The sequence below is a fragment of the Mesorhizobium sp. M1423 genome (genome assembly GCF_040317575.1).
In the GTDB taxonomy this organism is placed as follows: Bacteria; Pseudomonadota; Alphaproteobacteria; order Rhizobiales; family Rhizobiaceae; genus Mesorhizobium.
Genome location: NZ_JAMYKU010000015.1, coordinates 64,243 through 88,740, shown reverse-complemented (window position 1 = coordinate 88,740; position 24,498 = coordinate 64,243). Strand labels below are relative to the sequence as shown.

The following is a 24,498-nucleotide window of genomic DNA, read 5'->3' as shown; positions in this document are numbered from 1 at the left end:
CGCGCACGGCCAGAGTTGGCAAGCCGCTTGACCGCAGTTGACTTTAATCATTCGATTGATTAAAGTATAGACCATGATCAAATCGCCCAGTGCCAGCGGCCTTCCTCATGAAGCGCCCAAGACTGCCGCGGATATGACGCGGACGGCCCTCGTGCGCGCGGCGCTGAAGCTGTTCGGACGCCAGGGTTTCGACGGCACGTCGACGCGCCAGATCGCGGCTGAGGCCAAGGCCAATATCGGCTCGATCGCCTATCATTTCGGCGGCAAGGAAGGGCTCCGCAACGCGGCGGCCGACTACATCGTAGACACCATCCAGACCATTGCGGGCCAGGCGATCGGCAATCTGCAAGCGCCGCCCGCGGCATTGGCGGACACCGAGGCCGCGCGCGCACATTTAGCCGTCGCACTGGAGCGGATGGTCGCCTTCATCGCGGCAAGGCCGGAAGCCGGCGAGATTGTACAGTTCGTCCTGCGTGAGCTGTCGCATCCAACCGCCGCGCTCGACCGTATCTATGACGGCGTGTTCGAACCGGCGCATCACCGGCTCTGCCTGATCTGGGAACAGTCGACGGGCGAGCCGGCCGAGAGCGAGCGCACTAAACTCACCGTATTCACGCTGATTGGCCAGGTCGTCTATTTCCGCATCGGCCGCGAGGCGGTTATGCGCCGGATGGGCTGGCGCGAGATCGGCGATGACGAGGCCGGCAAGATCGCGGCAACAGTAACCGACAATCTCAGCGCGATTTTAGCTCGGCGCGATTTGGCTGTCCGGAAGGATCGTGGATCATGAGCCTGCTCTGTTCTTTGCCGCTTGCCGCCCAGCTTTTCAGCGCCTGCGCGCCGGCAGCACCGCTCGCCGTCGGCTACGTCGAGGGCGATTATGTGCTGCTGGCGCCGATCGAGGTGGCCCAGGTCGAGACGATTGCGGTCAAGCGCGGCGACCGCGTAGCGCCCGGCACGCCGGTGGTGACGCTGGAAAACGCCGACGCCAAGATCGCCATCGCGCAGGCCGAGGCGGCCCTCGCGCAGGCCCAGGCGCAACTTGCCGACCTGCAGGTCGGCAAGCGGCCGGAAGAGATTGCAGTGCTCAAGGCGCAGGTCGACATGGCCAAAGCGCAAGCCGCCGACGCCAAACGCAGATACAGCCGCGCCAGCGATCTGTTCAAACGCGGCACCGGCACGCAGGCCGATTATGATACGGCTTCCGCGGCGCTGGAGACGGCCAACGCGCAGGTCGGCCAGGCGGAAGCCAATCTCGCTGTCGGCGGCCTGCCGGCACGGCCGGAGACGATCAAGGCCGCCGACAATCAGGTCAGGCAGGCGCAATCGGCGCTGGAGCAAGCGCAATGGCGACTGTCGAAGCGTGTGCTCACGGCGCCCTCGCCCGGCAGGGTCAACGATGTCATCCGCTATCCCGGCGATACAGCCGGGCCGACCGCGCCGGTCATCTCCATACTGCCGGACGGCGCAGTGAAGCTCAGCGTCTATGTGCCGGAAAGCGCGTTCTCCTCGGTCGAGGTCGGCACGCTGCTCAACGTCCATTGCGATGGTTGCGGATCGGGCGTGAAGGCACGCGTCAGCTATGTGTCGCCGGATCCGGAATTCACGCCGCCGGTGATCTACTCGCTCGAGACCCGGCAAAAGCTGGTCTATCTGGTCGAAGCGCGGCCGGACGGCGACGCCAGCGCATTGCAGCCCGGGCAGATCGTCGACGTCGATCTGGCGGACATCGGAAAATGAACGTCATCGACGTGCACGGCCTGGTCAAACGCTTCGGCGACAAGACTGTCGTCGACCATGTGACGATGACCGTGGCCGAGGGCGAGATCGTCGGCTTCCTCGGGCCGAACGGCTCGGGCAAGACGACGACCATCCGCATCATGTGCGGCTTGCTGACGCCCGATGAGGGTGAAGGCACGGTTCTGGGCTTCAACATCCGCACCGACAGCCTGCGGATCAAGCGCGAAGTCGGCTACATGACACAGAGATTCTCGTTCTACGAAGACCTGACGATCGGCGAGAATCTCGAATTCGTGGCGCGGCTCTACCGGCTGAAGCCGCTCGACGAACATGTGGCCAAGACGCTTGAGGAGCTCGGCCTGACATCACGCAGAAACCAACTGGCCGGCACCTTGTCCGGCGGCTGGAAGCAGCGGCTGGCGCTGGCCGCCTGCATCATGCACAAGCCGAAACTGCTGCTGCTCGACGAACCGACGGCTGGCGTCGACCCGAAGGCGCGGCGCGAATTCTGGGACGAGATCCACCGGCTGGCGAGCGGCGGGCTGACCGTGCTGGTCTCCACCCATTACATGGACGAGGCCGAGCGCTGCCACCGCATCAGCTACATCTCCTATGGCAAGATGCTGGCCACCGGCACGGTTGAGGACGTGGTGAGGAATGCCGGGCTGACCACCTTCGTCCTGCAAGGGCCGCGGCTCGATCAGGTCGCTGCCGCACTTCATGGCCGCCCAGGCGTCGACCAGGTGGCGCCGTTCGGCGCGACGCTGCATGTAGTCGGCTCCGACAGGACGGCGCTTCAGGCAGCGCTCGCCGACGTCGAGAAAGACCACAAGGGCGTCAGGGTCTCGCCCGGCGAGACCAGCCTGGAGGATGTGTTCATCCAGTTCATGTCCGGTTCGAAGGACAATATGGGATGAAGAACGGGATAAACAGCGTCTTTTCCTTCGCCAGGCTCGGTGCGCTGCTGATCAAGGAGTTCATCCAGATGCGGCGCGACCGCATCACCTTCGCCATGATGCTGGGCGTGCCGCTGATGCAGCTGGTGCTGTTCGGCTATGCCATCAACAACGATCCGAAGAGCCTGCCGGCAGCGCTGGTGGCGATGAGCAGCGATCCTTACACGCGAGCCATGGTTTCGGCGCTGCAGACCACCGGCTATTACCGCTTCGACCATGTCGCGCAAAGTGCCGCCGAAGCCGAATTCCTGATGGCGCGCGGCGACGTTGCCTTCGTCGTCACCATTCCCGCCGATTTCGCCCGACGGGTCGAGCGTGGCGACAGCCCGCAGATCCTGATCGAGGCGGATGCGACCGACCCGGCCGTCGCCAGCGGCGCCATCTCGACGCTCGGCACCGTTGCCAACCAGGCGCTGCTCAGGGCGCGCGGCATGCAGGAGACAGCGGCCGAAGCTGCCCGGGGCCAGCTCCAGGTCGTAGTGCACCGGCGCTACAATCCGGAAGCCGTATCGCAATACAACATCGTGCCCGGCCTGCTCGGCGTCATCCTGCAGATGACGATGGTAATGATGACCTCGATCGCGCTGACGCGTGAGACCGAGCGCGGCACGATGGAGAACCTTCTGGCGATGCCGTCCAGCCCGCTCGAGATCATGCTGGGTAAGGTGCTGCCGTATCTGGCGGTCGGCGCCGTGCAGGTGCTGGTGGTGCTGGCGGCATCGAAGCTTCTGTTCGCCATCCCCTTCACCGGATCGATGTCGCTGCTGTTGACGGCCGTCCTGATCTTCGTGCTGGCGCTGGTGCTGCTCGGCTACACGATCTCGACGATTGCCCGCACGCAGATGCAGGCACTGCAGCTCACCTTCTTCTTCTTCCTGCCGTCGATCATGCTGTCCGGTTTCATGTTCCCCTATCGCGGCATGCCGGACTGGGCGCAGATTTTCGGCGAGGTGCTGCCGCTGACGCATTTCCTGCGCATCATCCGCGCGGTGATGCTGAAGGGCGCCGAGCTGCCGGCGGTGGCAACGGAGATCGGCTGGCTAGTGGTGTTCGTGGCGCTGTTCGCCGGCGTGGCGCTGGTGCGGTTCCGCCGGACGCTTGATTAGGGTCGAACTCGATCCGCTTGTGCAAATGACCGAGATTCACACCGGCTTGGCCTGACCCGGGACCGGCGCCAATTCAGGTGCATTGAGCCCTTCGAAGGGATCGCGCCAGGTGTCGATTTCTTCAAGCTGCCGATACCAGCGACCGACAGAAGGATAATCATCGAGCGGCAATCGGGCGACGTCGTTGAAGGGCAGAAACGTCGCCATTCGAAAGTCGGCATAGGAAACCGAACTTCCGACCAGCCAGTCTCGCTCGGAAAGCTCGGCATCAAGTATTGCGGCGGCGGTGCTGAAGTCGCTCAGGCCCTCCTCAACCCGCGCCTGATCGATCGGGCCGAGCCCATAGCGCTGTTTGGTCCCGCGTTCGAAATGCACGACGTCGCAGGCTCTTGCGAAGTTCTCTTTGCCCCAACTCAGCCATCGGATCATCTCGGGCTCGTCGTCGCCGGTGCGCCAGAAATGCGAATGCGTGTCGCGTGAAAACCGGCAGGCTATGGCGTCGGCCTCCCAGAGGCTTTTTCCCAAGCCCACAAGGATAGGCAATGAAAGATTTGGATTGAGCGGCCGAAAGCGCTCGGCCTGCCCCGGAGCGAAGGGAGAGGCGAATTCGAACTCGACCTTGGCTTTGAGATACCGTGCCACCGCGACCGCGAGGCGAGGATTGGGATTGCGGCTGAAGAACAGTTTCATTGATCTCAGTCTTTGAAGGGTACCGGTTCGACCGGGCGCAACGGACGCTCAAGCACCTCGAATCGGCACATGACCTGGAACTGGTTGCTATCCTAGCCGGCAGCAATGATCTCGGCATAGGTGCTGAGATCGACATTGCCACCGGAGAGCGCCACGGCAATGCATTTCCCGGCAAGGTCGATCTCGCCTGACGACAGCGCGGCCAAGCCGACGCAACCGCCAGGTTCGACGACCAGCTTCAGGCAAGCCATGGCATCGCGCATCGCCTGTGCCACCGCCTTGTCGGAAACGGTGATGGCGCCGGCGAGATTCTTGCGGTTGATCTCGAAAGTGATCGCGCCCGGCTCTGCGACGAGAAGGGCATCGCAGATCGAGGTGTGGCCGGGCGCGTTCGACACCCTGGCGCCTTTGATCAGCGAGCGGCGTGTGTCATCGAAATGCTCGGGTTCCACGGCCCAGACGGCGGTGCCCGGTGAGGCGTCCTTGACCGCTATCGAAATGCCGCTGCTCAACCCGCCGCCGCCGCAGGGAACGACTACCGCATCCAGGCTGACGCCAAGCGCTTGTGCTTGGCGCATCAATTCGAGGCCGATCGTGCCCTGGCCGGCGATGATGGCCGGATCGTCGTAGGGCGGCACCAGGACCATGCCCCTTTCCACGTAAGAACGGACGACGGCAGTGCGATCGTCGCGGACCCGGTCGAAGGTGATCACTTCTGCGCCCATCTTCCTGACATTGCCGACTTTCATCGCCGGCGCATCGGTGGGCATGGCTATGACGGCCTTGACGCCGAACATCGCCGCTGCGGCGGCAACGCCTTGCGCGTGATTACCCGACGAGAAGGCGACGACGCCGCCAGCGCGTTCTTCCGCCGAGAGCGAGGAGAGCTTGTTGTATGCACCGCGGAACTTGAAGGAGCCGGTGCGCTGCAACGTCTCGGGCTTGAACAGGATCCTGGCGCCGAAGCGCTTGTTCAGCTCCGGCGATTCGATCAGCGGCGTTTCGACGATCAGGCCGGACAATCGCGCTGCTGCGCTGCGGATATCGGCGATGCCGGGAGGGGTGGTCATGGCGAGGTCCTGCAAGAAATGAGACCGCCTATGGTGCACGGAAAGGGAGGCCGCGCACCAATGAAAAAATGTGACGGTTACAATTCGTCTTGCAGGCAGGAGAGGAGCGTGCCTGCCACCTGCCGCCTCCTCGTCTCTCCGCCATGCGGTCGTCGCTTCAATCGACAAATCGTTGCCGATTGACCGGCTTGGCCGCCGCTCCTCACCCCAACAGCGTCTTTTGCCGTTTGGGACCGCCCATCTTACGCCAGGTGTTGAAGCGGTGGGTGGCGGCGGCGAAGGAGATCTTCATCTGCTGGGCGACCGAATAGCGCGACTTGCCCTCGTCGAACAGGCGATAGCAGCACTCGACACCCTCCTCAGTCAACTTGCCATCGGGAGCCTTGTTGTGCGGATTGGCGGGATCGAATTTTTCGACCTGCTGCTCGACCAGGCCTTTCAGGCGCTGCAGATCCGCCTCGATGTTGGCGATCAGGTCGAGGACTGGTTTGGGATCAAACGGCTGCTGTTTTTCCGGCATCTGCGGGTTCCTTTCTCTTGGTTCAGATTCGGTTATATAAGTGAACGTTCACCGATAGCAAACGACGACCTGCTCGGGGTTTCGAAATCTGTAGCTTTTGAGCATGAGTGGAGCACGCACGATTGACCGGCGACGTGCAAGGTCATAGTTTAGAACTATTCTAAACTAGGGTGAATTTCTCATGCTTTCCCGCGTTTTCGGCCTCGGCCGCCGTTCCTTTGAATCGCTCTCGGAACAGGAGATCCTGGCGCTCGCCATCTCCTCCGAGGAGGATGACGGGCGCATCTATCGCGCCTATGCCGACGGGCTGGCGGAAAGCTTTCCGCAATCGGCCAAAGTGTTCGAAGAGATGGCGGAGGAAGAGGACGGCCATCGCGATTCACTGATCGAGCTTTACCGCAAGCGTTTCGGCGAGCGGATACCGCTGATCCGGCGCGAACATGTGAAGGGTTATTACGAGCGCAAACCGGACTGGCTGGTGAGGCCGCTCGGCGTCGATCATGTGCGCAGCCAAGCCGAGGCCATGGAGCGGCAGGCCTACCTGTTCTATGTCGAGGCGGCCAAGCGCACAGGCGATGCGTCGACGCGAAAGCTGCTCGACGATCTGGCGATCGCAGAACAGGGCCACGAGACACTGGCGCAGCGGCTCGAACAAAAGCATGTGCCGGGCGCGGTCAAGGACGAAGAGGCGGCGGCCGAGCAGCGCCAGTTCATCCTGACCTACGTACAACCGGGGCTGGCGGGGCTGATGGATGGGTCGGTGTCAACACTGGCGCCGATCTTTGCCGCCGCCTTTGCCACGCACGACACGTTCCAGACCTTTCTGGTCGGGCTTGCTGCCTCGATCGGCGCCGGCATCTCGATGGGTTTCACCGAAGTGGCCTCCGACGACGGTAAGTTGTCGGGCCGCGGCTCGCCGGCAAAACGCGGTCTGACCGTCGGCGTCATGACAACGCTGGGCGGGCTCGGCCATGCGCTGCCCTATCTCATCCCGCTTTTCTGGACGGCGACCATTGTCGCCGCCGTGGTGGTTTTCTTCGAGCTGTGGGCGATCGCCTTCGTGCAGAACCGCTATATGCAGACGCCATTCTGGCGCGCCGCCTTCCAGGTGGTGCTGGGTGGCGCGCTGGTGTTTGCGGCAGGGGTGCTGATCGGGAATGCATAGCAGCCCCTATCCGTTCACCACCCGGCTGTCTGCTGGCGCCTCGGCGCGTTCGGTCAGGCCGTAGTCGCGCACGACGTGGGCGATGCGCAAACGATAGTCGGCAAAGATACCGCCGCGCCCGGCTTTCTGGGCCTGCCGATGTTCCTGCGTGTTGCGCCAGGCCTTCACCGCTTCCTCGTCGCGCCAGAAGGACAGCGACAGGATGCGGTTCGGATCGGCAAGGCTCTGGAAGCGCTCGATCGACAGGAAACCGTCGATGCCGTCGAGCAGCGGCCGCAGGTCGGCGGCGATGCCGAGGTAGGCTTCGCGCTTGCCCGCCGCCGGCTCGACCTCGAAGATGACGGCGATCATGGCTTTACCAAAGGACCATGCGGCCCGGAGGCCAGCTTGAGGAAGATGCGATCCTCCTTCAGGATGAATTTTTCCCGCCGGGCGAACTCGTAATTCGCCTTGCCGGCGGGATCGGCGGCGAGCCGGGCGCGGTAGACTTCGTAGGCCGCAAGACTGTCGATGTTGTAGGCGGCATAAGCCGTGGTGGCCGAGCCTTCGTGCGGCGCGAAATAGCCGATCAGATCGGCGCCGCAGCGCGGGATCGCCTGCCCCCAATTGCGGGCATATTCCTCGAACGCCGCCTTGCCGAACGGATCGATCTCGTAGCGGATGAAGCAGGTAATGGTCATTTTCGCCTCCTTGGCGGGTGGATGTTTCTTGCGACCACAGTTCGAGCCGGGTCGAAACGTTCCGAAGATCGATATGCTAGGCAATCCCTCGCTGATCATGCCTGCCAGAAGGATTTCGCGTATTCGCGACGGACGTCTTCGGGTGTCAGGCCAAGGTCACGCAGCAGATGATCGTCGATTTCGGCGAGATCGAGGCGCTGCGAATGACGGTCGTACCACCGCTTCAGGAGCCGCAGCCGCAAGCGGCGCAAGACAATTAACGGGAACGGCCGGCGAGCAGGCGCGGCGCTGAGAATGGTCCTTGCAGGCATCGTCGTCTCCTTGATTTGCATCGAGATTAATGCTTGTCTGACGAGGATGCTTCGATGAGGAACGAACTATGCGCGAAGGCCCTGACATAGCCCGCATTGCCAGCCTGGTCGGCGATCCGGCGCGGGCAAACATGCTGTCCGCACTGATGGGCGGCACAGCACTGACGGCGAGCGAACTGGCACTCGAAGCCGGCGTGTCGCTTCCGACAGCGAGCTCCCATCTATCGAAGCTGATGGAAGGCGGGCTGCTGACGCTGGCGAGCCAGGGACGGCACCGCTATTACGGCCTCGCCGGCCCGCAGGTGGCAGGAATGATCGAAGCCATCACCGGCGTCGCTGCTGCTGTCGGGCCGCAGAGGGTGCGACCCGGCCCTCGCGACGCGGCCATGCGCGTGGCGCGGGTCTGCTACGACCACCTCGCCGGCGAGCAGGCGGTGGCGATGCTGGACCGTCTTGTCGCTCGACAAGTGCTCCTGCGCGACGACAAGGAGATCCAGCTTGGGCCGTCGGCCGCCTCGCATTTCGCCGCGATCGGCATCGACATCCATACCAAAGCGCGGCGACCGGTGTGCCGGGCGTGCCTCGACTGGAGCGTGCGGCGTTCGCACCTTGCCGGCACGCTGGGCGCCGCCATTCTCGACAAGATCCTCGCCGAGAAATGGGCGCGGCGCGAGAAGGACAGCCGTGCCGTGATCTTTTCACCGGCAGGCAAGCAGGCCTTCGAGAAAACGTTTCTCGCCTGACAGATCGCTTCGACGCGCTAGTACGCATTCGTCGTTTCACGGAAACGCCGAACCGCTCTGTCTTTTTGTTTTGACGCAATTCCGGACGGAAAACCTTTTCATACTTTTCCTGGAATTGCTTTAAAGCGCGTCGCGTTCGACCGGCCTCATGCGATGCGCTTTAGGTCCTTGTTTTGATGCATGTCGTTATCGCAAAACCGCTGCACACTTTTGCGCGACATGCACTAGTCGCGCTTGAGCAGCTTGGCCTGCTTGAAAAAATCCGCCCAGGGGTCGGCTTGCCCGAGCCGCTTCAGCGTCGTCTTGTCGCCGATCGGAAAGGCATTGGGCGGCAATCCGGCCTCGATCTCCGCCCAGGTCACCGGCATCGATACCGTGGCGCCCTTTTTGGCGCGCGACGAATAGGGGGCGACGGTGGTGGCGCCGCGGCCGTTGCGCAGATAATCGACGAAAATCCTGCCCGTGCGTGCCTTCTTCGACAGCGTCGCCGTGTAGCGGTCGGGTGCGCCCTGTTCGAGCGCTCGGGCGAACTCATGGGCGAAGCCCTTGACCTCGTCCCAATCCGCCGACGGCTTCAGCGGCACGACGACGTGGTAGCCCTTGCCGCCCGAGGTCTTGACGAAATTCGGCAGGGACAGTTCGTCGAGCCGGCCGCGGATGTCGAGTGCCGCCGCGCGCACCGCCTTCACGTCGACGCCCTCGTCGGGATCGAGATCGAAGATGATCTGGTCGGGCTTTTCCAGCTCCTCGGTGGTCGAGCCCCAAATATGGATCTCGACGACGCCCAGTTGCACCAGTGCCACGAGACCGTCGAAATCGCGGATGAACAATATCTCCTCGCCATCGGTCGGATCCTTCATCACGGCGATCTTGTCGTGCATGCCGGCCGAGGCATGCTTCTGGAAGAAGCGTTGGCCGCCGACGCCGTCCGGCGCCCGCACGAGGCTGAGCGGCCGATTGATGACGAACTGCTTCATGCGCGGCCAGACCAGCGCGTAGTGATCGACCAGATCCTGCTTCGATACGTTCTCCTCGGGCCACAGAAGCTTGTCAGGGCGGGACAGCGTAACCGAGGTTTTCGCCGCGCCTGCGGTTTTGGTGGGCTTTGGCTTCGGCTCTGCCGTGGCTGAGCGTGCTTTCGGTTTCTCCTGCACGACTTCCTCCGCCGGCTTGTCCTCGCGCAATCCCTGGAAGGACGCGTGGCGTATTATACGGTCCGACGTCCAACTGCGAAACTCCACTTCGCCGACAAGTTCGGGCTTGACCCAGACCAGCCCCTTGCCCCTTGGCACCGCGCTGTCGAAGGGCGAGGTTGTCGTCTTCAGCGCATCAAGCCTTTTCTTCAGCTCGTTGGTGCTTTTGGCCGTGAAGCCGGTGCCGACGCGGCCGGCATAGCGCAGCTTGCCGCCCTCGTGATAGCCGACCAGCAGCGAGCGCAGGCCACGCCCGGTCTTGTCCGACGGCATGTAGCCGCCGATAACGAATTCCTGGCGCGCCGTGCATTTCGACTTCACCCACGAGGGAACACGGCCGCTGCGGTAGGGCGCATCGGCGCGCTTGGAAACGACGCCTTCTAGACCCAGCCGGCAAGCGTGCTCCAGCATGATCTTGCCGGGCTCGGCAAAATGGTCGCTGAAGCGCACGGCCTGATCCTCGGCCTGTCCGGCGAGCAGGCTGCGCAGCCTTTCCTTGCGCTCGACCAGCGGCTCGGAACGGATGTCTTGACCATTGAGCTGCAACAGGTCGAAGACATAGTAGATGAAACGGTCCGTACGGCCCGCCGACAGATCTTGCTGAAGCAGCGAGAAGGACGACACGCCATTATCCGCCAGCACGACGATTTCGCCGTCGATGACGGCATCGGTACATTTCAGACCGCCAAGTGCCGCGACAATTGAGCCACCAAATTTGTCGGTCCAGTCGAGGCCGGTGCGTGTCAAAAGCCGCACCTCGGTACCGGCAAGCTGCGCCTGCATGCGATAGCCGTCGAACTTCACCTCATGCAGCCAGTCCTTACCGGGCGGGGCGTCCCGCTCCAGCGTGGCGAGCGCCGGCTCGACGAATTCGAGCCGCCTTGCCGCGACAGCCTTCGCTTTGCCGGCGGCCGGCCTGTCGGACTGCCAGACGCTTGGCTTCTTGCCGTCGGCGGTCTTGCCTTCGCCGACCTCCTCGATGGTCAGGCCGGATTTCACCGATTGCGGCGCCTCCTGCAAAATGTCCTCACCGGGACGCGCGGCGGCATCGTCGGACTTGATCAGCAGCCAGTTGTCGCGTTTTTCGCCGGGCCGCGGCTTCAGCCGCACCAGATGCCAGGCGCCATGCAATTTGTGGCCATGCAGTTCGAAATTGATATGGCCTTTCTTCATCCCTTTGGCAGGGTCGCCTTCGGGGACCCACGTGCCTTCGTCCCAGACAATGACCGAGCCGCCGCCATATTGGCCCTTGGGGATGGTGCCTTCGAACGGCGCATAGTCGATCGGGTGGTCCTCGACATGCACGGCGAGCCGCTTCTCATGCGGGTCGAGGCTCGGGCCTCGCGTCACCGCCCAGCTCCACAGCACGCCGCCATGCTCAAGGCGAAGGTCGTAGTGAAGCCTGGTGGCGGCATGCTTGTGGATGACGAAGATGCCACCCGGCACGGCTTTCTTGCCGCGCGCGAGCTTACCGGCCGGTTCGGCGGTCTTCTTGAAATCGCGCTTGGCGTGATATTGCTCGAGGCCGGCCATGGTCTGATCCTAAGCCGATTTGCGCCGGGCGGCTTTGGACTTGGCGGCTTTTGCCGGGCGTCTGGCCTTTGCCGGCGGGCTGGCCTCCGACGAAAGGCTCTTCTTCAGTGCATCGAAGAGATTGACGACGTTGGAGGGTCGCGGTTCTGCCTTGGTCTTCGGTGCCTTCTTGCCGGCCTTCTTGGCGCGGACCAACTCGATCAGCGCGTTTTCGTATTTGTCCTCGAATTCGGAAGGATCGAACTTCGCCTGTTTCTCATCGACAATGTGTTCGGCCAGCCTGATCATCTCGGCGTCGGTCTTCACCGGCTTGATGTCGCCGAACACCATCTCGGGCCTGCGCACCGTATCGCCATAGCGCAGCGTCGTCAGCAGCAGGCCCTTGCCCAGCGGCTCGATGACCACCGGACGCTCGCGGCGGTAGAGCACGATGCGGGCAAGGCCCGCCGTCTTCTTGGCGGCCATGGCGTCGCGGATGACGGCAAAAGCCTCTTCCGAGACATCGTCCGCGGGCGTCACATAATAGGGCGTGTCGAGATAGATCTGCTGGATCGAAGATTTTTCGATGAACCCGTCGAGGCTCATCGTATGCGAGGATTCGATCTGGACGGCTTCGATCTCCTCCTCCTCGATTTGGACGAAGTCGCCGTCGCCGATCTCGTAGCCCTTGATCTCGTCGCCTTCATCGAGCGGCTTGCCGCTTGCCGAATCGACATAGACGCGCCTGACAGTGTTGCCAGTCTTGCGGTTGAGCACGCGGAACGAAACTTTTTCGGCCTGGGTGACGACATTGGTCACTTCGACCGCGCAGGTGACCAGCGAAAGCTTGAGATACCCTCTCCAGGCGGGGCGCGGCGCCATGACAAACTCCCTGCGCGACAACGTTCAACCGAGAACGGGCAAAGTCCGTTCCGGTTCCGGCGGCGCAAAAGGCAAGTCCGGGCTTTCGGCCCAGCCTTGCCTGAACTCCATTCTCGATCGCGGCCCTACTCGGCGGCTTGCAGGTTGATCTTGCTTTCCGCCATCTCGGTAAGCTTGCGGTCGGTTGCCTGTTCCTCCTTGAGGTTGTTGGCCAACACATTGGCGCAGTCGCTGCGGCCCAGTTGCTTGGCCCAGGCAATCAAGGTGCCGTAACGGGTCATCTCATAATGCTCGACCGCCTGGGCGGACGCGATCAGTGCAGCGTCGAGGACCTCCTTGTCGGCGATGTCGCCGCTGACCTCATCGGCCTCTTCCAGAATGCCATCGATGGCCGGGCAGTCGACCTCCTTGGCCTTCACGCCGTGCAGCTCGAACACCTGCTCGACACGCTGAATATGACCCTTGGTCTGGGCGAGATGCTTCTCAAAGCCGGCTTTCAACTGCGGATCACTCGCCTTGTCGATCATCTTCGGCAGCGATTTCTCGATCTGTTTCTCAGCGTAATAAATGTCGCGCAGCGTGTGCACGAAGAGATCGTCGAGTGTTTTGATGTCCTTCGAAAAGAAGCCCATGGCCTTTGCCTTTCCATTGCTCTTGCTGTTTCGGATTTTCGGCCGCGGCTCAACCCGAGCACGGCGGCCTGCGGAACCGGTTCGTCCCGGCACTGGGAAATCAACGTGCGGCTGACGGGCCGGTTCCTGGTTTTTCAACCACGTGCACGGAAATTTCGCGGTGGCAGCAAAAGTGAAACAAACGCGCGCCTCGGCGACATTCAGGCGAAACATCTGTGATGCAAAAGTCACACTGGGCGAAATGCCGACGGACAGCACGGAAACACCGCGAATCAGCCGCATTGCAGCCATGAACAAAGGCATTTTCGACCAGAGATTAACATCGCGTTCACCGACTATTCACGCCTGGACGCTATGATCCCCGCAATTCGGAAGGGACATCCGAAACGGGACAGGGACCGAGTAAAATGAGCTTCTGGAATCAAATCGCCGGCTATGCCGCCGCCATCCGCGAATTCGTCGCGCCGACCTATCGGCCCGAGCGCTATTACATGCGCGGCCCAGGCCCCGCCTGCGCGCGCCGTGGCAACACGCTTGGGATCAGCGTGCACTGATGATGACCAGGGAAAGCCGTCACGACAGCCGTATCTGCCGGCCCGACGCCGACAACCGGTCAACGACCTATCGCGCCGAGCGCCCTGCGCTGACCGACAGACGGCGGGCGACAACGCCAAGCCTCTAACATTCCGGGCTTTGATCCAGCCGCCGGCAGGCTTAGTGTCGCCTGACACCAGCTGCCGGGCGCCACGTGATCGTCAAGCCGAACCATTCTCCTGAGCCGCCAGAATTCGAATCAAGTCGCTCGTTGATCGTGTTCGACGGCGTCTGCGTGTTGTGCTCGGGTTTTGTGCGGACGGTGGTAAAGCTCGACCGCAAGGGCCACTTCCATTTCGTAACGGCGCAATCGCCGCTCGGCGAGATGCTGTTCAAGAAATACGGGCTGCAGACGGATCGCTACGAGACCAATCTCGTCATCATCGATGGCGCGGCTTTCACACGCCTGGACAGTTTCGTTGCCGTCATGGCCGAACTCGCCTGGCCATGGCGAGCGGCGCGGATCCTGCTGTTGTTGCCGCGCCCGCTTCGCGACTGGCTCTACGATCGCATCGCAAAGAACCGCTACGCCCTGTTCGGCAAGAAGGACAATTGTGAAATCCCTTCCGCCGAGGTGAGGGCAAGATTGATCGGCTAGGCTCATCGCCGTGGCCGGGAGCGGCGCGGGGCATTTTGGGGGAACTGCGGATGAAGGTTCTTGTCGTCGGCGGTTATGGCACCTTTGGCGGTCGCACCGTCGAGCTTTTGGAGGGCGAGCCCCATCTGATCCTGTTCGTCGCCGGGCGCTCGCTCGCCAAGGCTGACGCGTATTGCAAGAAGCGCGCCCCGACGGCAGCGCAACTGCTGCCGGCACTGTTCGACCGTGACGGCGATCTCGCCGTGCAACTCGCTGCATTTGAGCCTGATATTGTGGTCGACGCGAGCGGTCCGTTCCAGGCCTATGGCGAGGGACGCTATGGCCTGATCGAGGCATGCATCGCCCGGCGCGTCAACTATCTCGATCTTGCCGACGGCTCGGATTTCGTCGCCGGTGTCTCTGCGTTCGACGAGGCGGCGCGAAACGCCGGCGTCTTCGTGCTATCCGGAGTCTCGAGCTTTCCGGTGCTGACGGCGGCGGTTGTGCGCCGCCTGTCTTCGGACCTGACGCGGGTCGACGGAATTCGCGGCGGCATCGCGCCGTCGCCCTTCGCCGGTGTCGGCGGAAACGTCATTCGCGCTATCGCCGGTTACACCGGTCAGCCGGTGCGCCTTGTTCGTAATGGCCGTCCCGAACAAGGCTGTCCGTTTACCGAGCAGCTCCGCTATACTATCGCGCCGCCGGGCCAGCTGCCGCTTCGAAACACGCTGTTCTCGCTGGTCGACGTTCCGGACCTGCGTGCTCTGGCCGAGCTTTGGCCGGAGGCGAGGACCATCTGGATGGGAGCCGGGCCGGTACCCGAGGTGCTGCACCGCGCCCTGATCGGCCTCGCCTGGCTGGTGCGCGCCGGGTTGATCGGTTCGCTTTCGCCGCTGGCGCCGCTGATGCATCAGGCGACGAACCGGCTGCGCTGGGGCGAGCATCGCGGCGGCATGTTCGTCGAGGTGGAGGGATCGGACCGCGCGGGCGCCACCGGCAAGCGCTCGTGGCATCTCTTGGCCGAGGGCAACGATGGGCCGCTGATCCCGTCGATGGCGGTTGAAGCGCTGGTCCGCAAAGTGCTGGCCGGACATCAGCCCGCGCCGGGCGCACGGGCGGCGGTGCGCGATTTAGAGCTCCGGGACTATGAGGCCCTGTTCGCCGGGCGGACGATCTACACCGGCTTCAGGAACGGGGCCGCGGACGAGGACAAGCCGCTCTATACCGAGCTGCTCGGTGCCGCCTGGCAAGGCCTTCCCGAGGCAATTCGGTCAATGCATGACCGTACGATCACGGCCGCAGGCCGCGCTAGCGTAGAACGCGGGCACAATGTTCTTGGCCGGCTAATGGCCTGGATGGTCGGCTTCCCCGGAGCAAGCGAGGACATCCCGGTTCATGTCCGCTTCGACACCGACAAGGACGGCGAGACCTGGACGCGGACATTCGGCAAGCACAGTTTTTCGAGCCTACAGTTCGCAGGCCGGGGTCGATCGCAGCGCCTGCTGTGCGAACGCTTCGGCCCGCTGACCTTCGCGATGGCACTGGTTGCCGAGGACGGCCGGCTGGCACTGGTCTTGCGCCGCTGGAGCTTTTTTGGCTTGCCGCTGCCGATGTGGCTCGGTCCACGCTCGACTTCCTACGAAACGGTGGAGGATGGCTGCTTCCGCTTCCATGTCGATATCTCGCATCCGCTTGCCGGCATGATCGCCCGCTACCGTGGCTGGCTAGAGCCTTCCGACCCGCACGGCTCCAGCGAGATCGTGTCGCCTGCCACCTTGCCAAATTCGCGGCAGTCCTGAGCCGTGCACAGCGTCCAGCCTTGACCCGTGGCGCCCGAGGCGGCGAGCACCAGGCGCGGCTGTGGCCCGACCCGGGGCGCATAGACCCACCAGCCGTCGCGCAGCGCCGAGCCTTGCGGCGGCTCCATGCCGGCGCCCGAGCCCTTGATTCGTGCCTCGACGAGTTGCAGGCCGGACGGCAGCACCTTCCAGTCTTCCTGCCACTGGGTCTTCTCCACAGAATGCGTCCAGGAGAGCGTGAAGGCGGCGACCGCGAGCGTCATCGTCTTGCCGGCCGCGACGATGCAGAGGCTCATGCCGAATTGGCCAGTGACGCCTGCCGCGCGCGCCAGCAGTGCCACCCGATCCAGGCAAGAGACAGCGCCCAGCCCGCCTCGTCGGTGAGCGGCAGCGCCGCAACCAGCAGCACGCCAGCGGCGAAGGCGACGAGGCGTTCCCACCAGGCCATGCGCTGGGCGAGAAAGCCGACGGCGGCGGCGCCCCACAGGACGATGCCCATGCAGGCTTTGATGACGATGTAGGCGACCTCGACGGGATAGCCGAACTGGGCGGCGATCGGGCCGGGGTCCTGCAGCATCAGCGCCGGGGTATAGACCGCCATGAACGGCACCACGAAGCCAGCAATGGCAAGCTTGGTGGCCTGGATGCCGATCTTGAGGCCGCTTTCCTTGGCCATGGGTGCGGCGGCGAAGGCGGCCAGCGCCACGGGCGGGGTGAGATCAGCCATGATGCCGAAATAGAAGACGAACATATGGCTGACCACCAGCGGCACGCCGAGCGACAGAAGCGCCGGCCCGGCTAGCGACGAGGTGATGATGTAATTGGGAATGGTCGGGATGCCCATGCCGAGCACCAGGCAGGTGAGCATGGTCAAAAGCAGCGACAGGAACAGATTGTTCTCGCCGATCGAGATGATCCAGCCGATGAAGGTCGAGGCGATGCCGGTGAGCGTCAGCGTGCCGATGACGATGCCGACGATGGCGCAGGCAATGCCGACCGGCAGCGCGTTCTTTGCTCCCTCGGCAAGGGAATCGACGCATATGCGCAGTGTCTCGCGCCCGCCCTTGAAGGTGAGGCAGGCGACGACCAGCACGGCGATGACCAGGCTGAGGATGTTGACGCCGAACTTCATGAAGGAAGCGGCGGCAAGCCCGAGCGCCAGCCAGAAGACGACGCGGAAGGCGAGCGGCCCGATCGATGCCGCCAGCGGCGTGCCGAGGATAAGCACAATGGTCAACGCCAGGCCCATGGTGCCGGCGAAGACCGGTGTGTAGCCGGCAAACAGCAGATAGATCAGTGCTGCGAGCGGCAGTACCAGCGGCCAGTGTTGTCTCACCGCATCCCACGGATTGGGCAGGTCGGCCTTGGCCATGCCGTGCAGGCCGGCCTTGCCGGCCTCCAAATGCACCTGCCAGAAACAGGCGCCAAAATAGAGCAGCGCCGGAATGATCGCCGCCTTGACCACCGCGGCATAGGGAATGTTCAGCGTCTCGGCCATGATGAAGGCAACCGCACCCATCACCGGAGGCATGATCTGGCCGCCCATCGACGAGGTCGCCTCGACGGCTCCGGCGAAGGCCGAGCGGAAGCCGAAGCGCTTCATCAGCGGGATGGTGAACTGGCCGCTGGCCACCACGTTGGCGACGCCGGAGCCGGAAATGGTGCCCATCAGCGCCGAGGACAGCACGCAGACCTGCGCCGGGCCGCCGCGCCATGAGCCGACCAGGCCAAGTGCAAAATCGTTGAACAGCGCGATCATGCCGGCGCGTTCGAGAAAGGCGGCGAAGACGACGAAGATGAAGATGTAGGCGGCCGAGACATAGATCGGCGTGCCGTAGATGCCTTCGGTGCCATAGGCGAAGGTGTCGACGAGCTGGGCGAAATCATAGCCGCGATGGATGAAAGGCGGTGGCAGATGATTGCCGGCAAATGCGTAGGCGAGAAAGATGAACGCAATAACGGCAAGCGGCAGTCCCATCAACCGCCGCGCCGCCTCGAAGACCAGCACGACCAGCACCGCGCCGACGATCAGGTCAGGCGTGGTGAGGAAGCCAGAGCGGCGGATGAGGTCGGCATAGAATACCCAGTTGTACAGACCGGTGGCGAAGCCGAGCACGCCGAGAGTCCAGAAGACTGCTTTCGCCGGGACGCTTTTGGCACGCAGATTGGCGATCAGGGCAAAGCCGAGCAGCAGCAGGAAGCCGACATGCATGGCGCGCACGACCTGGCTCGGCAGGCTGCCGTAGGCGGCGATGTAGATCTGGAAGATGGAGAAGGCGACGCCGATAAAAAAAGCCGCCTTGCCGGCGATGCCTTCGCCGAAGCCCGGTGGCAGGCCTTCGACAGGGATTTCGGCTGTGGTGGAAAGAACGGTCGGGGTTTCGGTCATTGGCGGGGTTCCTGGGGGGCGTCCCTCTCCCTTGAGGGGAGGGTGGACAGCCGCCGAAGGCGGATGGACGGGTGGGGTAACCTCAACTGCCTCGACCTTTGCCTGAACGATGGAGCGCGTCGCCGAGGACCCCTCCCGGCCCTGCGGGCCACCCTCCCCTCAAGGGGGAGGGATGGCGCCTTACTTCACCAATCCCTTTTCCTTGTAATACCTCTCGGCGCCTGGATGCAGCGGCACCGGCATGCCGTCGAGCGCCTTGGCCGGGTCGATCGCCTTGGCGGCGGCATGGGCAGCGGTGAGCTGGTCGAGATGCTCGAACAGCAGCTTGGTCATCTGGTAGGCGGTCTCGTCGGAGACATCGGCGCTGGTGATCAGGAAATTACCGACGGCGGCGGTCGCGACATCATCGGTCTGGCCCTCATAGGTGCCTTTCGGGATGACCACGGAAAGATAGGGCGAGCCGATCTTGGCGACGTCCTCCGCCGGCACGGCAACGATGTTGACCGGGACCGAGGTGGCGAGGTCGCGGATCGAGGCAACGCCCAGGCCAGCCGATTGCAGCGTGGCGTCGAGCTGGCGGTTCTTGATCAGCTCCACCGATTCGGCGAAGGGCAGATATTCGATCCGCCCGAGGTCTTCGTATTTCAGCCCGGCAGCGGCGAAGATCGTGCGGGCGTTGAGCTCGGTGCCCGAGGCCGGCGCGCCGACCGACAGGCTCTTGCCCTTGAGGTCGGCGAGCGTCTTGATGCCGGACTCCTTGCTGGCGACGATCTGGATGTAGTTGGGATAGATGGCGGCAATGCCGCGCAGCTTGTCGAGCTTGCCTGGGAAACCGGCTTCGGTATTGCCCTCGGCGGCCAGCTTGACGGAATCGCCGAGCGCAAAGGCGATCTCGCCCTTGCCCTGTTGCAGCAGGTTGAGGTTTTCGACCGACGCTTTCGTCGCCTGCACCTGGGTACGCGCGCCTTCGATGCCCTTGCCATAGATCTCCGACAGCGCTACGCCGAGCGGATAGTAGACGCCCGACGTGCCGCCGGTCAGCACGTTGATGAATTCCTGTGCCTTGACCGATACCGCGCCAAGGCCAAGCGACAGCGCCAGCGCGCCGGCTGCAACAAATTTCGTCCTGAAATTGAGCATGCGATTTCCTCCCTGAAAATGCGCCGCCGTGCCCTCCTCTGCGGCACGAAGCGAAGCGAGTTTAGACAGCGGGCGGGAAATGCCAACCCGCAATAGCAGCGATTAGACGAACGGCTAGGCGATGCCGTAACACATCGGCGCTTGCGCGAGATCGCATCGCGGCCGAAAGATTTTTCCAGCGCCTGTCGAAATCGGGCAGGGCCGCGCGACATACGTCCGGCTCGCAACGATGCGGCCTTCGAGAAACGGGAGAAGACCATGCGATATATGCTTTTGATCTACGGAAACGAAGCGGGGATGGCGGCCGCGTCGGCAGATGCGGTGACACAGATGTCGAGCGCCTATGTCGCCTACACCGAAGCGCTGAAGAAATCGGGCGCCTGGCTCGCCGGCGACCGGCTGAAGCCGACGCAATCCGCTACCTCGGTGCGGATGGCCAATGGCAAGACCAACGTGCTCGACGGCCCCTATGCCGACACCAAGGAGCAGCTTGCCGGTTTCTATATGATCGAAGCGGAGGACGTCGACGCGGCTATTGCCTGGGCGGCGCGCTGCCCGGGCGCCAGCACCGGCACGGTAGAGGTGCGGCCGATCTGGGAACTCACCATGTGATGCCTGAACTGCCCGACACCGCACGGGCGGCGGCGGAAGCGGCCGCCCGGCAAAGCTACGGCAAGCTGGTCGCCTATCTCGCCGCACGCACGCGCGACGTGGCCGCTGCCGAGGACGCCTTGGCCGATGCCTTTGCAGCGGCGCTCGAGCGTTGGCCACAGGCGGGCGTGCCCAACAAGCCGGAAGCCTGGCTGCTGGCGGTGGCGCGCCGGCGCCGCGTCGACGCGCTCAGACGGCGGCTGACAAGCGAGGCGGGCCGCGACCACCTCAGGCTGATCGCGGAGGAGATGGAGGCACGCATGGCCGACGAAGACCTGCCGGACGAGCGGCTCAGGCTGATGTTTGCTTGCGCTCATCCGGCGATCGAGGCCGGTATCCGCGCGCCGATGATCCTGCAGACGGTTCTGGGCTTCGACGCAGCGACCATCGCCTCGGCCTTTCTTGTCTCGCCGGCCACGATGAGCCAGCGCCTGGTGCGCGCCAAGGCCCGCATCCGCGAGACCGGCATTCCGTTCCGCGTGCCGGAGCGGGCCGAACTCGGCGAGCGGCTGGGCACCGTTCTGGAAGCGATCTACGCGGCGTTTGCCGAAGGCTGGTCCGACCCCGCCGGCACCGAAGCGCAGCGGCGCAATCTCGCGACCGAAGGCATCTGGCTCGGCCGGCTGGTCGCCTCGCTGATGCCGGATGAGCCGGAAGCACTCGGCCTGCTGGCGCTGATGCTGTTCGCCGAAGCGCGGCGCGCAGCGCGGCGCAATGCGGCAGGCGACTATGTGCCGCTAGCGGAGCAGGATCTTGCACTGTGGGACGATACAATGATCGACGAAGCGGAGATGCTGCTCGGGCGCGCCGCTGCCAAGGGCGTGGTCGGCCGCTACCAGCTCGAGGCCGCCGTGCAGTCAGCCCATGCGACAAGGCGGCTGACCGGCGGCACCGACTGGGTCGCGATCAAGGAGCTCTACGACGCGCTGTCGGTGATTGCCGGCTCGCCGGTGGTGTCGATCAACCGTGCGGTGGCGATTGCCGAGGCCGAAGGTGCTTCGGCAGGATTGGGCGCCCTTGATCAACTCAGCGGCGACAAGCGGCTGTATGACTATCAACCTTACTGGGCCGCCCGAGCGGGCCTGCTGGCAAGACTCGGCAGAGTTCCGCAAGCGAGCGAGGCCTATGACCGGGCTATCGGCCTCGAACGCGATCCGGCCGTGCGCCGGTTCCTGCAGGAACGACGGGCAGGTCTCGACCGCGCGGAAAGACACTGAGACAAGGCGGAGTGCTTAGGCCGGCCACATGTCGTGGGAAGCATTCAGCCTCTTTATCACCCGATGTTCCCGCAAATTGGCCCACAGGCGTTCGATGTTCGGCCAAGCGGTTGGAATCTTCGCGACCTCGGGATGCCAAGCCACCAACATGACGAGATAGATGTCGGCCAGCGAGAGCCGGTCGCCGACCAGCCAGTCGCGGCCTTCGAGGGCGGCATCGAGAATGGCGAAGCCGCGATCCATTTCCGAGACCGCCGCCTGTTTGACGGCTTCCACGCCGCCGGGATCTGTCGTGTAGCGATGAGCGTAGAAGAACCGCAGGTCAGCCGAATAGATGACGGAGGACATGAAAAACATCCAGCGCAGGAAGTCGGCACGGTCAGGTGTGTTCGCTGCCGGCGCTAGAGCTGCTTCCGGATAGCGTTCGGCGAGCAGGATGCAGATTGCCGCCGACTCGGTCATCGAATGCCCGTCCGGCAAGACCAGGACCGGGACCCGGTTCAAGGGATTGATGTCGAGGAAGGCCTGGTTGGGTCGGCCTTTTGGAACATCGATCTGGTCGAAAGGCACTCCCGCTAAAGCAAGCGCCGCCTCGACGACAAAGCCGCCGGTATTGGCACGCGTATAGAGCTTGTACATGAAGTCCTCCACCTGCCGGTGCAGCGACGATTTGATATGGAAGTGACTCGCCGCTCAAGCGAACGACGCCCGCCACAGGTGGTTTTTCAGCAGTCCAGCGCTGTTATCTGGGTCCTCGGCGCACGCGTTGGAGCCTGCTGCCCCTTAGGTGAACTAGCACAGTACAAACCTTCGAGATTAGCTGAAACACCCCTCCACTTCGTCATCCCAGGGCGGAGCAAGGAGCGAAGCGACGCGGCGCAGACCCTGGGATCCATGCCGCAACTTCCGAGCGTCGCGACGGTGCAGAGCCTTTAGATGTCGGAAGGCAGCGTGCATGTAGATGTCGGAAGACAGCGTGCATGCTGTCGATGTTGCAACGGCTTTCGTTTTCTGCACCGCGGTATTCGTTGGCCACGGTCACGGAATGGATCCCAGGGTCTGCGCTCCGCTTCGCGTTCGCTCCGCCCTGGGATGACGAGGTGTCCAGACTCTAAGCGCCCAATCCCTCGAACAGGATCGTCGAGAGATAGCGCTCGGCGAAGGAGGGGATGACGACGACGAGGTTCTTGCCCTTGTTCTCCGGCCGCGAGCCGACGACGATCGCCGCCTGCAGGGCGGCACCCGACGAGATGCCGACCGGTACACCTTCGAGACGGGCGACGAGCCGTGCATTGGCGACCGAATCCTCGTTCGAGACCTTGACGATCTCGTCGTAAATCGTCGTGTCGAGGATTTTTGGTGCGAAGCCGGCGCCAATGCCCTGGATCTTGTGCGGGCCGGGTTGGCCGCCGGACAGTACCGGCGAGGCCTCCGGCTCGACGGCGACGACATGCACCGAGGGCTTGCGCTTCTTCAGCACCTGGCCGACGCCGGTGATGGTGCCGCCGGTTCCAATGCCGGCAACGAAGATATCGACTTCGCCATGGGTGTCGTTCCAGATTTCCTCGGCTGTGGTGCGGCGATGGATTTCCGGATTGGCCGGGTTCTCGAATTGTTGCGGAATGACGGCATCGGGCAGCGTCGCGGCCAGCTCGTCGGCCTTGGCGATGGCGCCCTTCATGCCTTTCGGCCCTTCGGTCAGCACCAGCTCGGCGCCGAGCAGCGCCAGCATTTTGCGGCGCTCGACCGACATGGTTTCCGGCATCGTCAGGATCAGCTTGTAGCCTTTGGCGGCGGCGGCAAAGGCGAGCGCGATGCCGGTATTGCCCGAGGTCGGCTCGATAAGCGTGGTCTTGCCGGGCGTAATCCTCCCAGAAGCCTCCAGTGCCTCGATCATCGACACGCCGATGCGGTCCTTGACCGAGGCGATCGGGTTGAAGAATTCGAGCTTGGCCAGCAGATTGGCGACGACACCCTTCTCCCTGGCGAATTTGTCGAGCCGCACCAACGGCGTGTCGCCGATCGTCTCGGTGATCGAATTGTAGATGCGGCCGCGGCCGGGCACGTGTGTGGGGGTGGCGGGCTTGTTCATTGATTTTCCTCCCAGAGGTCAAGCGGCAAGAGTCGGGCGGGCATAAGATAGAGCCATCCGCCGCGCAAGATAGGCTGTCGATCGAAAATATCCGAGTGAAGTTCGTGCCGAATGCCCTCGCCTTGGAAAGGCGTGACAATTCCTGGCCGGCTTGGCGAAAGAGGTCTATTGGCGGGCGGCGATAGCTGCCGCCGCCCCGATCATGAAACCGGCGGCGGTGCGGTTGAGTGCCCTCAGCGCCCGCGGCGACTTCAGGAACCAGCGCGCTTTGGCCGCGAGCGCCAGATAAGGCACCAGCACCACAAGCAGGACGACGATCGTGAGCGCGACTAGGATGCCGTAATCGGCCAGCGTGATCGTCTTCAGATCGACGATGGTCGGGGTGATGGCTAGATAGAAGATCATCGTCTTCGGATTGCCGAGCGTGACGGCGAGACCGGCTACAAAGCTGGATGCCAAGCCGCCCTTGCCTTTCTTCCCCTCCACCGTCTCGGGCGTGATGCCGTTCGTCCAGAAACGCCAGCCAAGAAAAGCGAGGTAGGCGACGCCCAGCCATTTGATGACCAGAAAGATCATGCCAAAGGTCTGTGCGACGAAAGCGAGGCCGAGCACCACGGCCGTGAGATACGTCAGGTCGCCGAGCATCAGCCCGAAGGACATGGCCAGCGACGAGCGGAAGCCGGAACCCAGCGCACGCGCAACGAGTGCGGTGACGCCGGGGCCGGGGATGGCTGCGGCGATGCCGAGGGCAGCACTATAGGCGAGGAACCCGGTGAGCGTCATGATTCGCTCTTGTCGCACAATGTGGAAGTTGGGTGAATTCCCTCGGCCCGGATTCG

At 63.5% G+C, this 24,498-nt stretch carries 26 protein-coding genes; 11 read left to right on the top strand and 15 right to left on the bottom strand.

Features of this window, described 5'->3' with window-relative positions; genetic code table 11:
* The first annotated feature begins 73 nt into the window (after positions 1-73).
* From NKG95_RS19580 to NKG95_RS19565, 4 genes are read left to right on the top strand one after another with little or no spacing between them, the layout of a single operon-like run.
* Complete coding sequence (locus tag NKG95_RS19580) at positions 74-790, top strand: CerR family C-terminal domain-containing protein (RefSeq protein ID WP_023718866.1); 717 nt, start codon at positions 74-76, stop codon at positions 788-790.
* The gene (locus tag NKG95_RS19575; RefSeq protein WP_353042021.1) at positions 787-1,740 is read left to right on the top strand and encodes an HlyD family secretion protein; all 954 of its coding nucleotides are present in this window, start codon (positions 787-789) and stop codon (positions 1,738-1,740) included. Before NKG95_RS19580 ends, NKG95_RS19575 begins: the two co-directional genes overlap by 4 nt.
* Positions 1,737-2,657: an ABC transporter ATP-binding protein gene (locus tag NKG95_RS19570; RefSeq protein WP_023718864.1), complete on the top strand. Its 921-nt coding sequence runs from the start codon at positions 1,737-1,739 to the stop codon at positions 2,655-2,657. The genes NKG95_RS19575 and NKG95_RS19570 overlap by 4 nt, the downstream gene beginning before the upstream one ends.
* A gap of 8 nt (positions 2,658-2,665) precedes the next feature.
* On the top strand, positions 2,666-3,802 hold the full coding sequence (locus tag NKG95_RS19565; protein ID WP_023718863.1) for an ABC transporter permease: 1,137 nt from the start codon (positions 2,666-2,668) through the stop codon (positions 3,800-3,802).
* A 36-nt stretch (positions 3,803-3,838) separates the two neighbouring features.
* On the opposite strand, the gene NKG95_RS19560 is transcribed toward NKG95_RS19565, so the two are convergent.
* The 3 genes from NKG95_RS19560 to NKG95_RS19550 form a co-directional block, all read right to left on the bottom strand.
* Positions 3,839-4,492: a glutathione S-transferase family protein gene (locus NKG95_RS19560; RefSeq protein ID WP_352848277.1), complete on the bottom strand. Its 654-nt coding sequence runs from the start codon at positions 4,490-4,492 to the stop codon at positions 3,839-3,841.
* 92 nt (positions 4,493-4,584) lie between these two features.
* Positions 4,585-5,562: a threonine/serine dehydratase family protein gene (locus NKG95_RS19555; protein ID WP_353006072.1), complete on the bottom strand. Its 978-nt coding sequence runs from the start codon at positions 5,560-5,562 to the stop codon at positions 4,585-4,587.
* A gap of 202 nt (positions 5,563-5,764) precedes the next feature.
* Complete coding sequence (locus NKG95_RS19550; protein ID WP_023718860.1) at positions 5,765-6,082, bottom strand: hypothetical protein; 318 nt, start codon at positions 6,080-6,082, stop codon at positions 5,765-5,767.
* A gap of 181 nt (positions 6,083-6,263) precedes the next feature.
* Between NKG95_RS19550 and mbfA the strand changes: the two genes are divergently transcribed.
* Positions 6,264-7,247 (top strand): iron exporter MbfA, encoded by a 984-nt coding sequence (gene mbfA, locus NKG95_RS19545; RefSeq protein ID WP_023718859.1) that lies wholly within the window; start codon positions 6,264-6,266, stop codon positions 7,245-7,247.
* A 6-nt stretch (positions 7,248-7,253) separates the two neighbouring features.
* Here the strand turns inward: mbfA and NKG95_RS19540 are convergent, their stop codons facing one another.
* From NKG95_RS19540 to NKG95_RS19530, 3 genes are all read right to left on the bottom strand, one after another.
* Positions 7,254-7,598 (bottom strand): antibiotic biosynthesis monooxygenase family protein, encoded by a 345-nt coding sequence (locus NKG95_RS19540; RefSeq protein WP_023718858.1) that lies wholly within the window; start codon positions 7,596-7,598, stop codon positions 7,254-7,256.
* The gene (locus NKG95_RS19535; RefSeq protein ID WP_353006071.1) at positions 7,595-7,927 is read right to left on the bottom strand and encodes an NIPSNAP family protein; all 333 of its coding nucleotides are present in this window, start codon (positions 7,925-7,927) and stop codon (positions 7,595-7,597) included. The genes NKG95_RS19540 and NKG95_RS19535 overlap by 4 nt, the downstream gene beginning before the upstream one ends.
* 95 nt (positions 7,928-8,022) lie before the next feature.
* Positions 8,023-8,238, bottom strand: coding sequence for a DUF1127 domain-containing protein (locus NKG95_RS19530; protein ID WP_353006070.1), 216 nt, complete (start codon positions 8,236-8,238; stop codon positions 8,023-8,025).
* Between the two features lie 68 nt (positions 8,239-8,306).
* Here NKG95_RS19530 and NKG95_RS19525 point away from each other — a divergent pair, with 68 nt between their 5' ends.
* The gene (locus NKG95_RS19525; protein WP_352789094.1) at positions 8,307-8,981 is read left to right on the top strand and encodes an ArsR/SmtB family transcription factor; all 675 of its coding nucleotides are present in this window, start codon (positions 8,307-8,309) and stop codon (positions 8,979-8,981) included.
* Between the two features lie 224 nt (positions 8,982-9,205).
* Here the strand turns inward: NKG95_RS19525 and ligD are convergent, their stop codons facing one another.
* The 3 genes from ligD to NKG95_RS19510 form a co-directional block, all read right to left on the bottom strand.
* Positions 9,206-11,707 (bottom strand): DNA ligase D, encoded by a 2,502-nt coding sequence (gene ligD / locus NKG95_RS19520; protein ID WP_353042018.1) that lies wholly within the window; start codon positions 11,705-11,707, stop codon positions 9,206-9,208.
* Between the two features lie 9 nt (positions 11,708-11,716).
* Entirely contained in the window at positions 11,717-12,568 is an 852-nt protein-coding gene (gene ku, locus NKG95_RS19515; protein ID WP_352858783.1) for a non-homologous end joining protein Ku, read from the bottom strand.
* A 125-nt stretch (positions 12,569-12,693) separates the two neighbouring features.
* The gene (locus NKG95_RS19510) at positions 12,694-13,200 is read right to left on the bottom strand and encodes a YciE/YciF ferroxidase family protein (protein WP_023718852.1); all 507 of its coding nucleotides are present in this window, start codon (positions 13,198-13,200) and stop codon (positions 12,694-12,696) included.
* Between the two features lie 407 nt (positions 13,201-13,607).
* On the opposite strand from NKG95_RS19510, the gene NKG95_RS19505 reads away from it, so the two are divergent.
* The 3 genes from NKG95_RS19505 to NKG95_RS19495 all read left to right on the top strand — a co-directional run bounded on the left by NKG95_RS19505 (position 13,608) and on the right by NKG95_RS19495 (position 16,170).
* Complete coding sequence (locus NKG95_RS19505; RefSeq protein WP_023718851.1) at positions 13,608-13,754, top strand: hypothetical protein; 147 nt, start codon at positions 13,608-13,610, stop codon at positions 13,752-13,754.
* Between the two features lie 257 nt (positions 13,755-14,011).
* Positions 14,012-14,392, top strand: coding sequence for a thiol-disulfide oxidoreductase DCC family protein (locus tag NKG95_RS19500; RefSeq protein ID WP_502895944.1), 381 nt, complete (start codon positions 14,012-14,014; stop codon positions 14,390-14,392).
* 50 nt (positions 14,393-14,442) lie between these two features.
* Entirely contained in the window at positions 14,443-16,170 is a 1,728-nt protein-coding gene (locus NKG95_RS19495; protein WP_353042016.1) for a saccharopine dehydrogenase family protein, read from the top strand.
* Here the strand turns inward: NKG95_RS19495 and NKG95_RS19490 are convergent.
* From NKG95_RS19490 to NKG95_RS19480, 3 genes are all read right to left on the bottom strand, one after another.
* Positions 16,083-16,466 (bottom strand): DUF1850 domain-containing protein, encoded by a 384-nt coding sequence (locus NKG95_RS19490; protein ID WP_352858787.1) that lies wholly within the window; start codon positions 16,464-16,466, stop codon positions 16,083-16,085. The genes NKG95_RS19495 and NKG95_RS19490 overlap by 88 nt on opposite strands.
* The gene (locus tag NKG95_RS19485; protein ID WP_353042014.1) at positions 16,463-18,559 is read right to left on the bottom strand and encodes a TRAP transporter permease; all 2,097 of its coding nucleotides are present in this window, start codon (positions 18,557-18,559) and stop codon (positions 16,463-16,465) included. Before NKG95_RS19485 ends, NKG95_RS19490 begins: the two co-directional genes overlap by 4 nt.
* Positions 18,560-18,739: 180 nt before the next feature.
* Positions 18,740-19,699 carry a TAXI family TRAP transporter solute-binding subunit gene (locus tag NKG95_RS19480; protein ID WP_352481372.1) on the bottom strand — a complete coding sequence of 320 codons (960 nt, stop codon included), beginning with the start codon at positions 19,697-19,699 and terminating at the stop codon, positions 18,740-18,742.
* 258 nt (positions 19,700-19,957) lie between these two features.
* On the opposite strand from NKG95_RS19480, the gene NKG95_RS19475 reads away from it, so the two are divergent.
* Positions 19,958-20,311, top strand: coding sequence for a YciI family protein (locus tag NKG95_RS19475; RefSeq protein WP_353042012.1), 354 nt, complete (start codon positions 19,958-19,960; stop codon positions 20,309-20,311).
* Positions 20,311-21,567 carry an RNA polymerase sigma factor gene (locus tag NKG95_RS19470; RefSeq protein WP_352495443.1) on the top strand — a complete coding sequence of 419 codons (1,257 nt, stop codon included), beginning with the start codon at positions 20,311-20,313 and terminating at the stop codon, positions 21,565-21,567. Before NKG95_RS19475 ends, NKG95_RS19470 begins: the two co-directional genes overlap by 1 nt.
* A gap of 15 nt (positions 21,568-21,582) precedes the next feature.
* On the opposite strand, the gene NKG95_RS19465 is transcribed toward NKG95_RS19470, so the two are convergent.
* The 3 genes from NKG95_RS19465 to NKG95_RS19455 form a co-directional block, all read right to left on the bottom strand.
* A complete protein-coding gene (locus tag NKG95_RS19465) occupies positions 21,583-22,206 on the bottom strand; it encodes a glutathione S-transferase family protein (protein WP_353042010.1) in 624 nt (207 codons plus the stop codon).
* 472 nt (positions 22,207-22,678) lie between these two features.
* Entirely contained in the window at positions 22,679-23,659 is a 981-nt protein-coding gene (gene cysK / locus NKG95_RS19460) for a cysteine synthase A (protein ID WP_023718844.1), read from the bottom strand.
* A gap of 165 nt (positions 23,660-23,824) precedes the next feature.
* On the bottom strand, positions 23,825-24,442 hold the full coding sequence (locus NKG95_RS19455) for a LysE family translocator (protein ID WP_353042008.1): 618 nt from the start codon (positions 24,440-24,442) through the stop codon (positions 23,825-23,827).
* Positions 24,443-24,498 lie beyond the last annotated feature (56 nt).

Bases quoted from the DNA above. Each gene is read 5' to 3' on its own strand.
- NKG95_RS19580 (WP_023718866.1), top strand. From the start codon at position 74: ATGATCAAATCGCCCAGTGCCAGCGGCCTTCCTCATGAAGCGCCCAAG.
- NKG95_RS19575 (WP_353042021.1), top strand. From the start codon at position 787: ATGAGCCTGCTCTGTTCTTTGCCGCTTGCCGCCCAGCTTTTCAGCGCC.
- NKG95_RS19570 (WP_023718864.1), top strand. From the start codon at position 1,737: ATGAACGTCATCGACGTGCACGGCCTGGTCAAACGCTTCGGCGACAAG.
- NKG95_RS19560 (WP_352848277.1), bottom strand. From the start codon at position 4,492: ATGAAACTGTTCTTCAGCCGCAATCCCAATCCTCGCCTCGCGGTCGCG.
- NKG95_RS19555 (WP_353006072.1), bottom strand. From the start codon at position 5,562: ATGACCACCCCTCCCGGCATCGCCGATATCCGCAGCGCAGCAGCGCGA.
- NKG95_RS19550 (WP_023718860.1), bottom strand. From the start codon at position 6,082: ATGCCGGAAAAACAGCAGCCGTTTGATCCCAAACCAGTCCTCGACCTG.
- mbfA (WP_023718859.1), top strand. From the start codon at position 6,264: ATGCTTTCCCGCGTTTTCGGCCTCGGCCGCCGTTCCTTTGAATCGCTC.
- NKG95_RS19540 (WP_023718858.1), bottom strand. From the start codon at position 7,598: ATGATCGCCGTCATCTTCGAGGTCGAGCCGGCGGCGGGCAAGCGCGAA.
- NKG95_RS19535 (WP_353006071.1), bottom strand. From the start codon at position 7,927: ATGACCATTACCTGCTTCATCCGCTACGAGATCGATCCGTTCGGCAAG.
- NKG95_RS19530 (WP_353006070.1), bottom strand. From the start codon at position 8,238: ATGCCTGCAAGGACCATTCTCAGCGCCGCGCCTGCTCGCCGGCCGTTC.
- NKG95_RS19525 (WP_352789094.1), top strand. From the start codon at position 8,307: ATGCGCGAAGGCCCTGACATAGCCCGCATTGCCAGCCTGGTCGGCGAT.
- ligD (WP_353042018.1), bottom strand. From the start codon at position 11,707: ATGGCCGGCCTCGAGCAATATCACGCCAAGCGCGATTTCAAGAAGACC.
- ku (WP_352858783.1), bottom strand. From the start codon at position 12,568: ATGGCGCCGCGCCCCGCCTGGAGAGGGTATCTCAAGCTTTCGCTGGTC.
- NKG95_RS19510 (WP_023718852.1), bottom strand. From the start codon at position 13,200: ATGGGCTTCTTTTCGAAGGACATCAAAACACTCGACGATCTCTTCGTG.
- NKG95_RS19505 (WP_023718851.1), top strand. From the start codon at position 13,608: ATGAGCTTCTGGAATCAAATCGCCGGCTATGCCGCCGCCATCCGCGAA.
- NKG95_RS19495 (WP_353042016.1), top strand. From the start codon at position 14,443: ATGAAGGTTCTTGTCGTCGGCGGTTATGGCACCTTTGGCGGTCGCACC.
- NKG95_RS19490 (WP_352858787.1), bottom strand. From the start codon at position 16,466: ATGAGCCTCTGCATCGTCGCGGCCGGCAAGACGATGACGCTCGCGGTC.
- NKG95_RS19485 (WP_353042014.1), bottom strand. From the start codon at position 18,559: ATGACCGAAACCCCGACCGTTCTTTCCACCACAGCCGAAATCCCTGTC.
- NKG95_RS19480 (WP_352481372.1), bottom strand. From the start codon at position 19,699: ATGCTCAATTTCAGGACGAAATTTGTTGCAGCCGGCGCGCTGGCGCTG.
- NKG95_RS19475 (WP_353042012.1), top strand. From the start codon at position 19,958: ATGCGATATATGCTTTTGATCTACGGAAACGAAGCGGGGATGGCGGCC.
- NKG95_RS19470 (WP_352495443.1), top strand. From the start codon at position 20,311: ATGCCTGAACTGCCCGACACCGCACGGGCGGCGGCGGAAGCGGCCGCC.
- NKG95_RS19465 (WP_353042010.1), bottom strand. From the start codon at position 22,206: ATGTACAAGCTCTATACGCGTGCCAATACCGGCGGCTTTGTCGTCGAG.
- cysK (WP_023718844.1), bottom strand. From the start codon at position 23,659: ATGAACAAGCCCGCCACCCCCACACACGTGCCCGGCCGCGGCCGCATC.
- NKG95_RS19455 (WP_353042008.1), bottom strand. From the start codon at position 24,442: ATGACGCTCACCGGGTTCCTCGCCTATAGTGCTGCCCTCGGCATCGCC.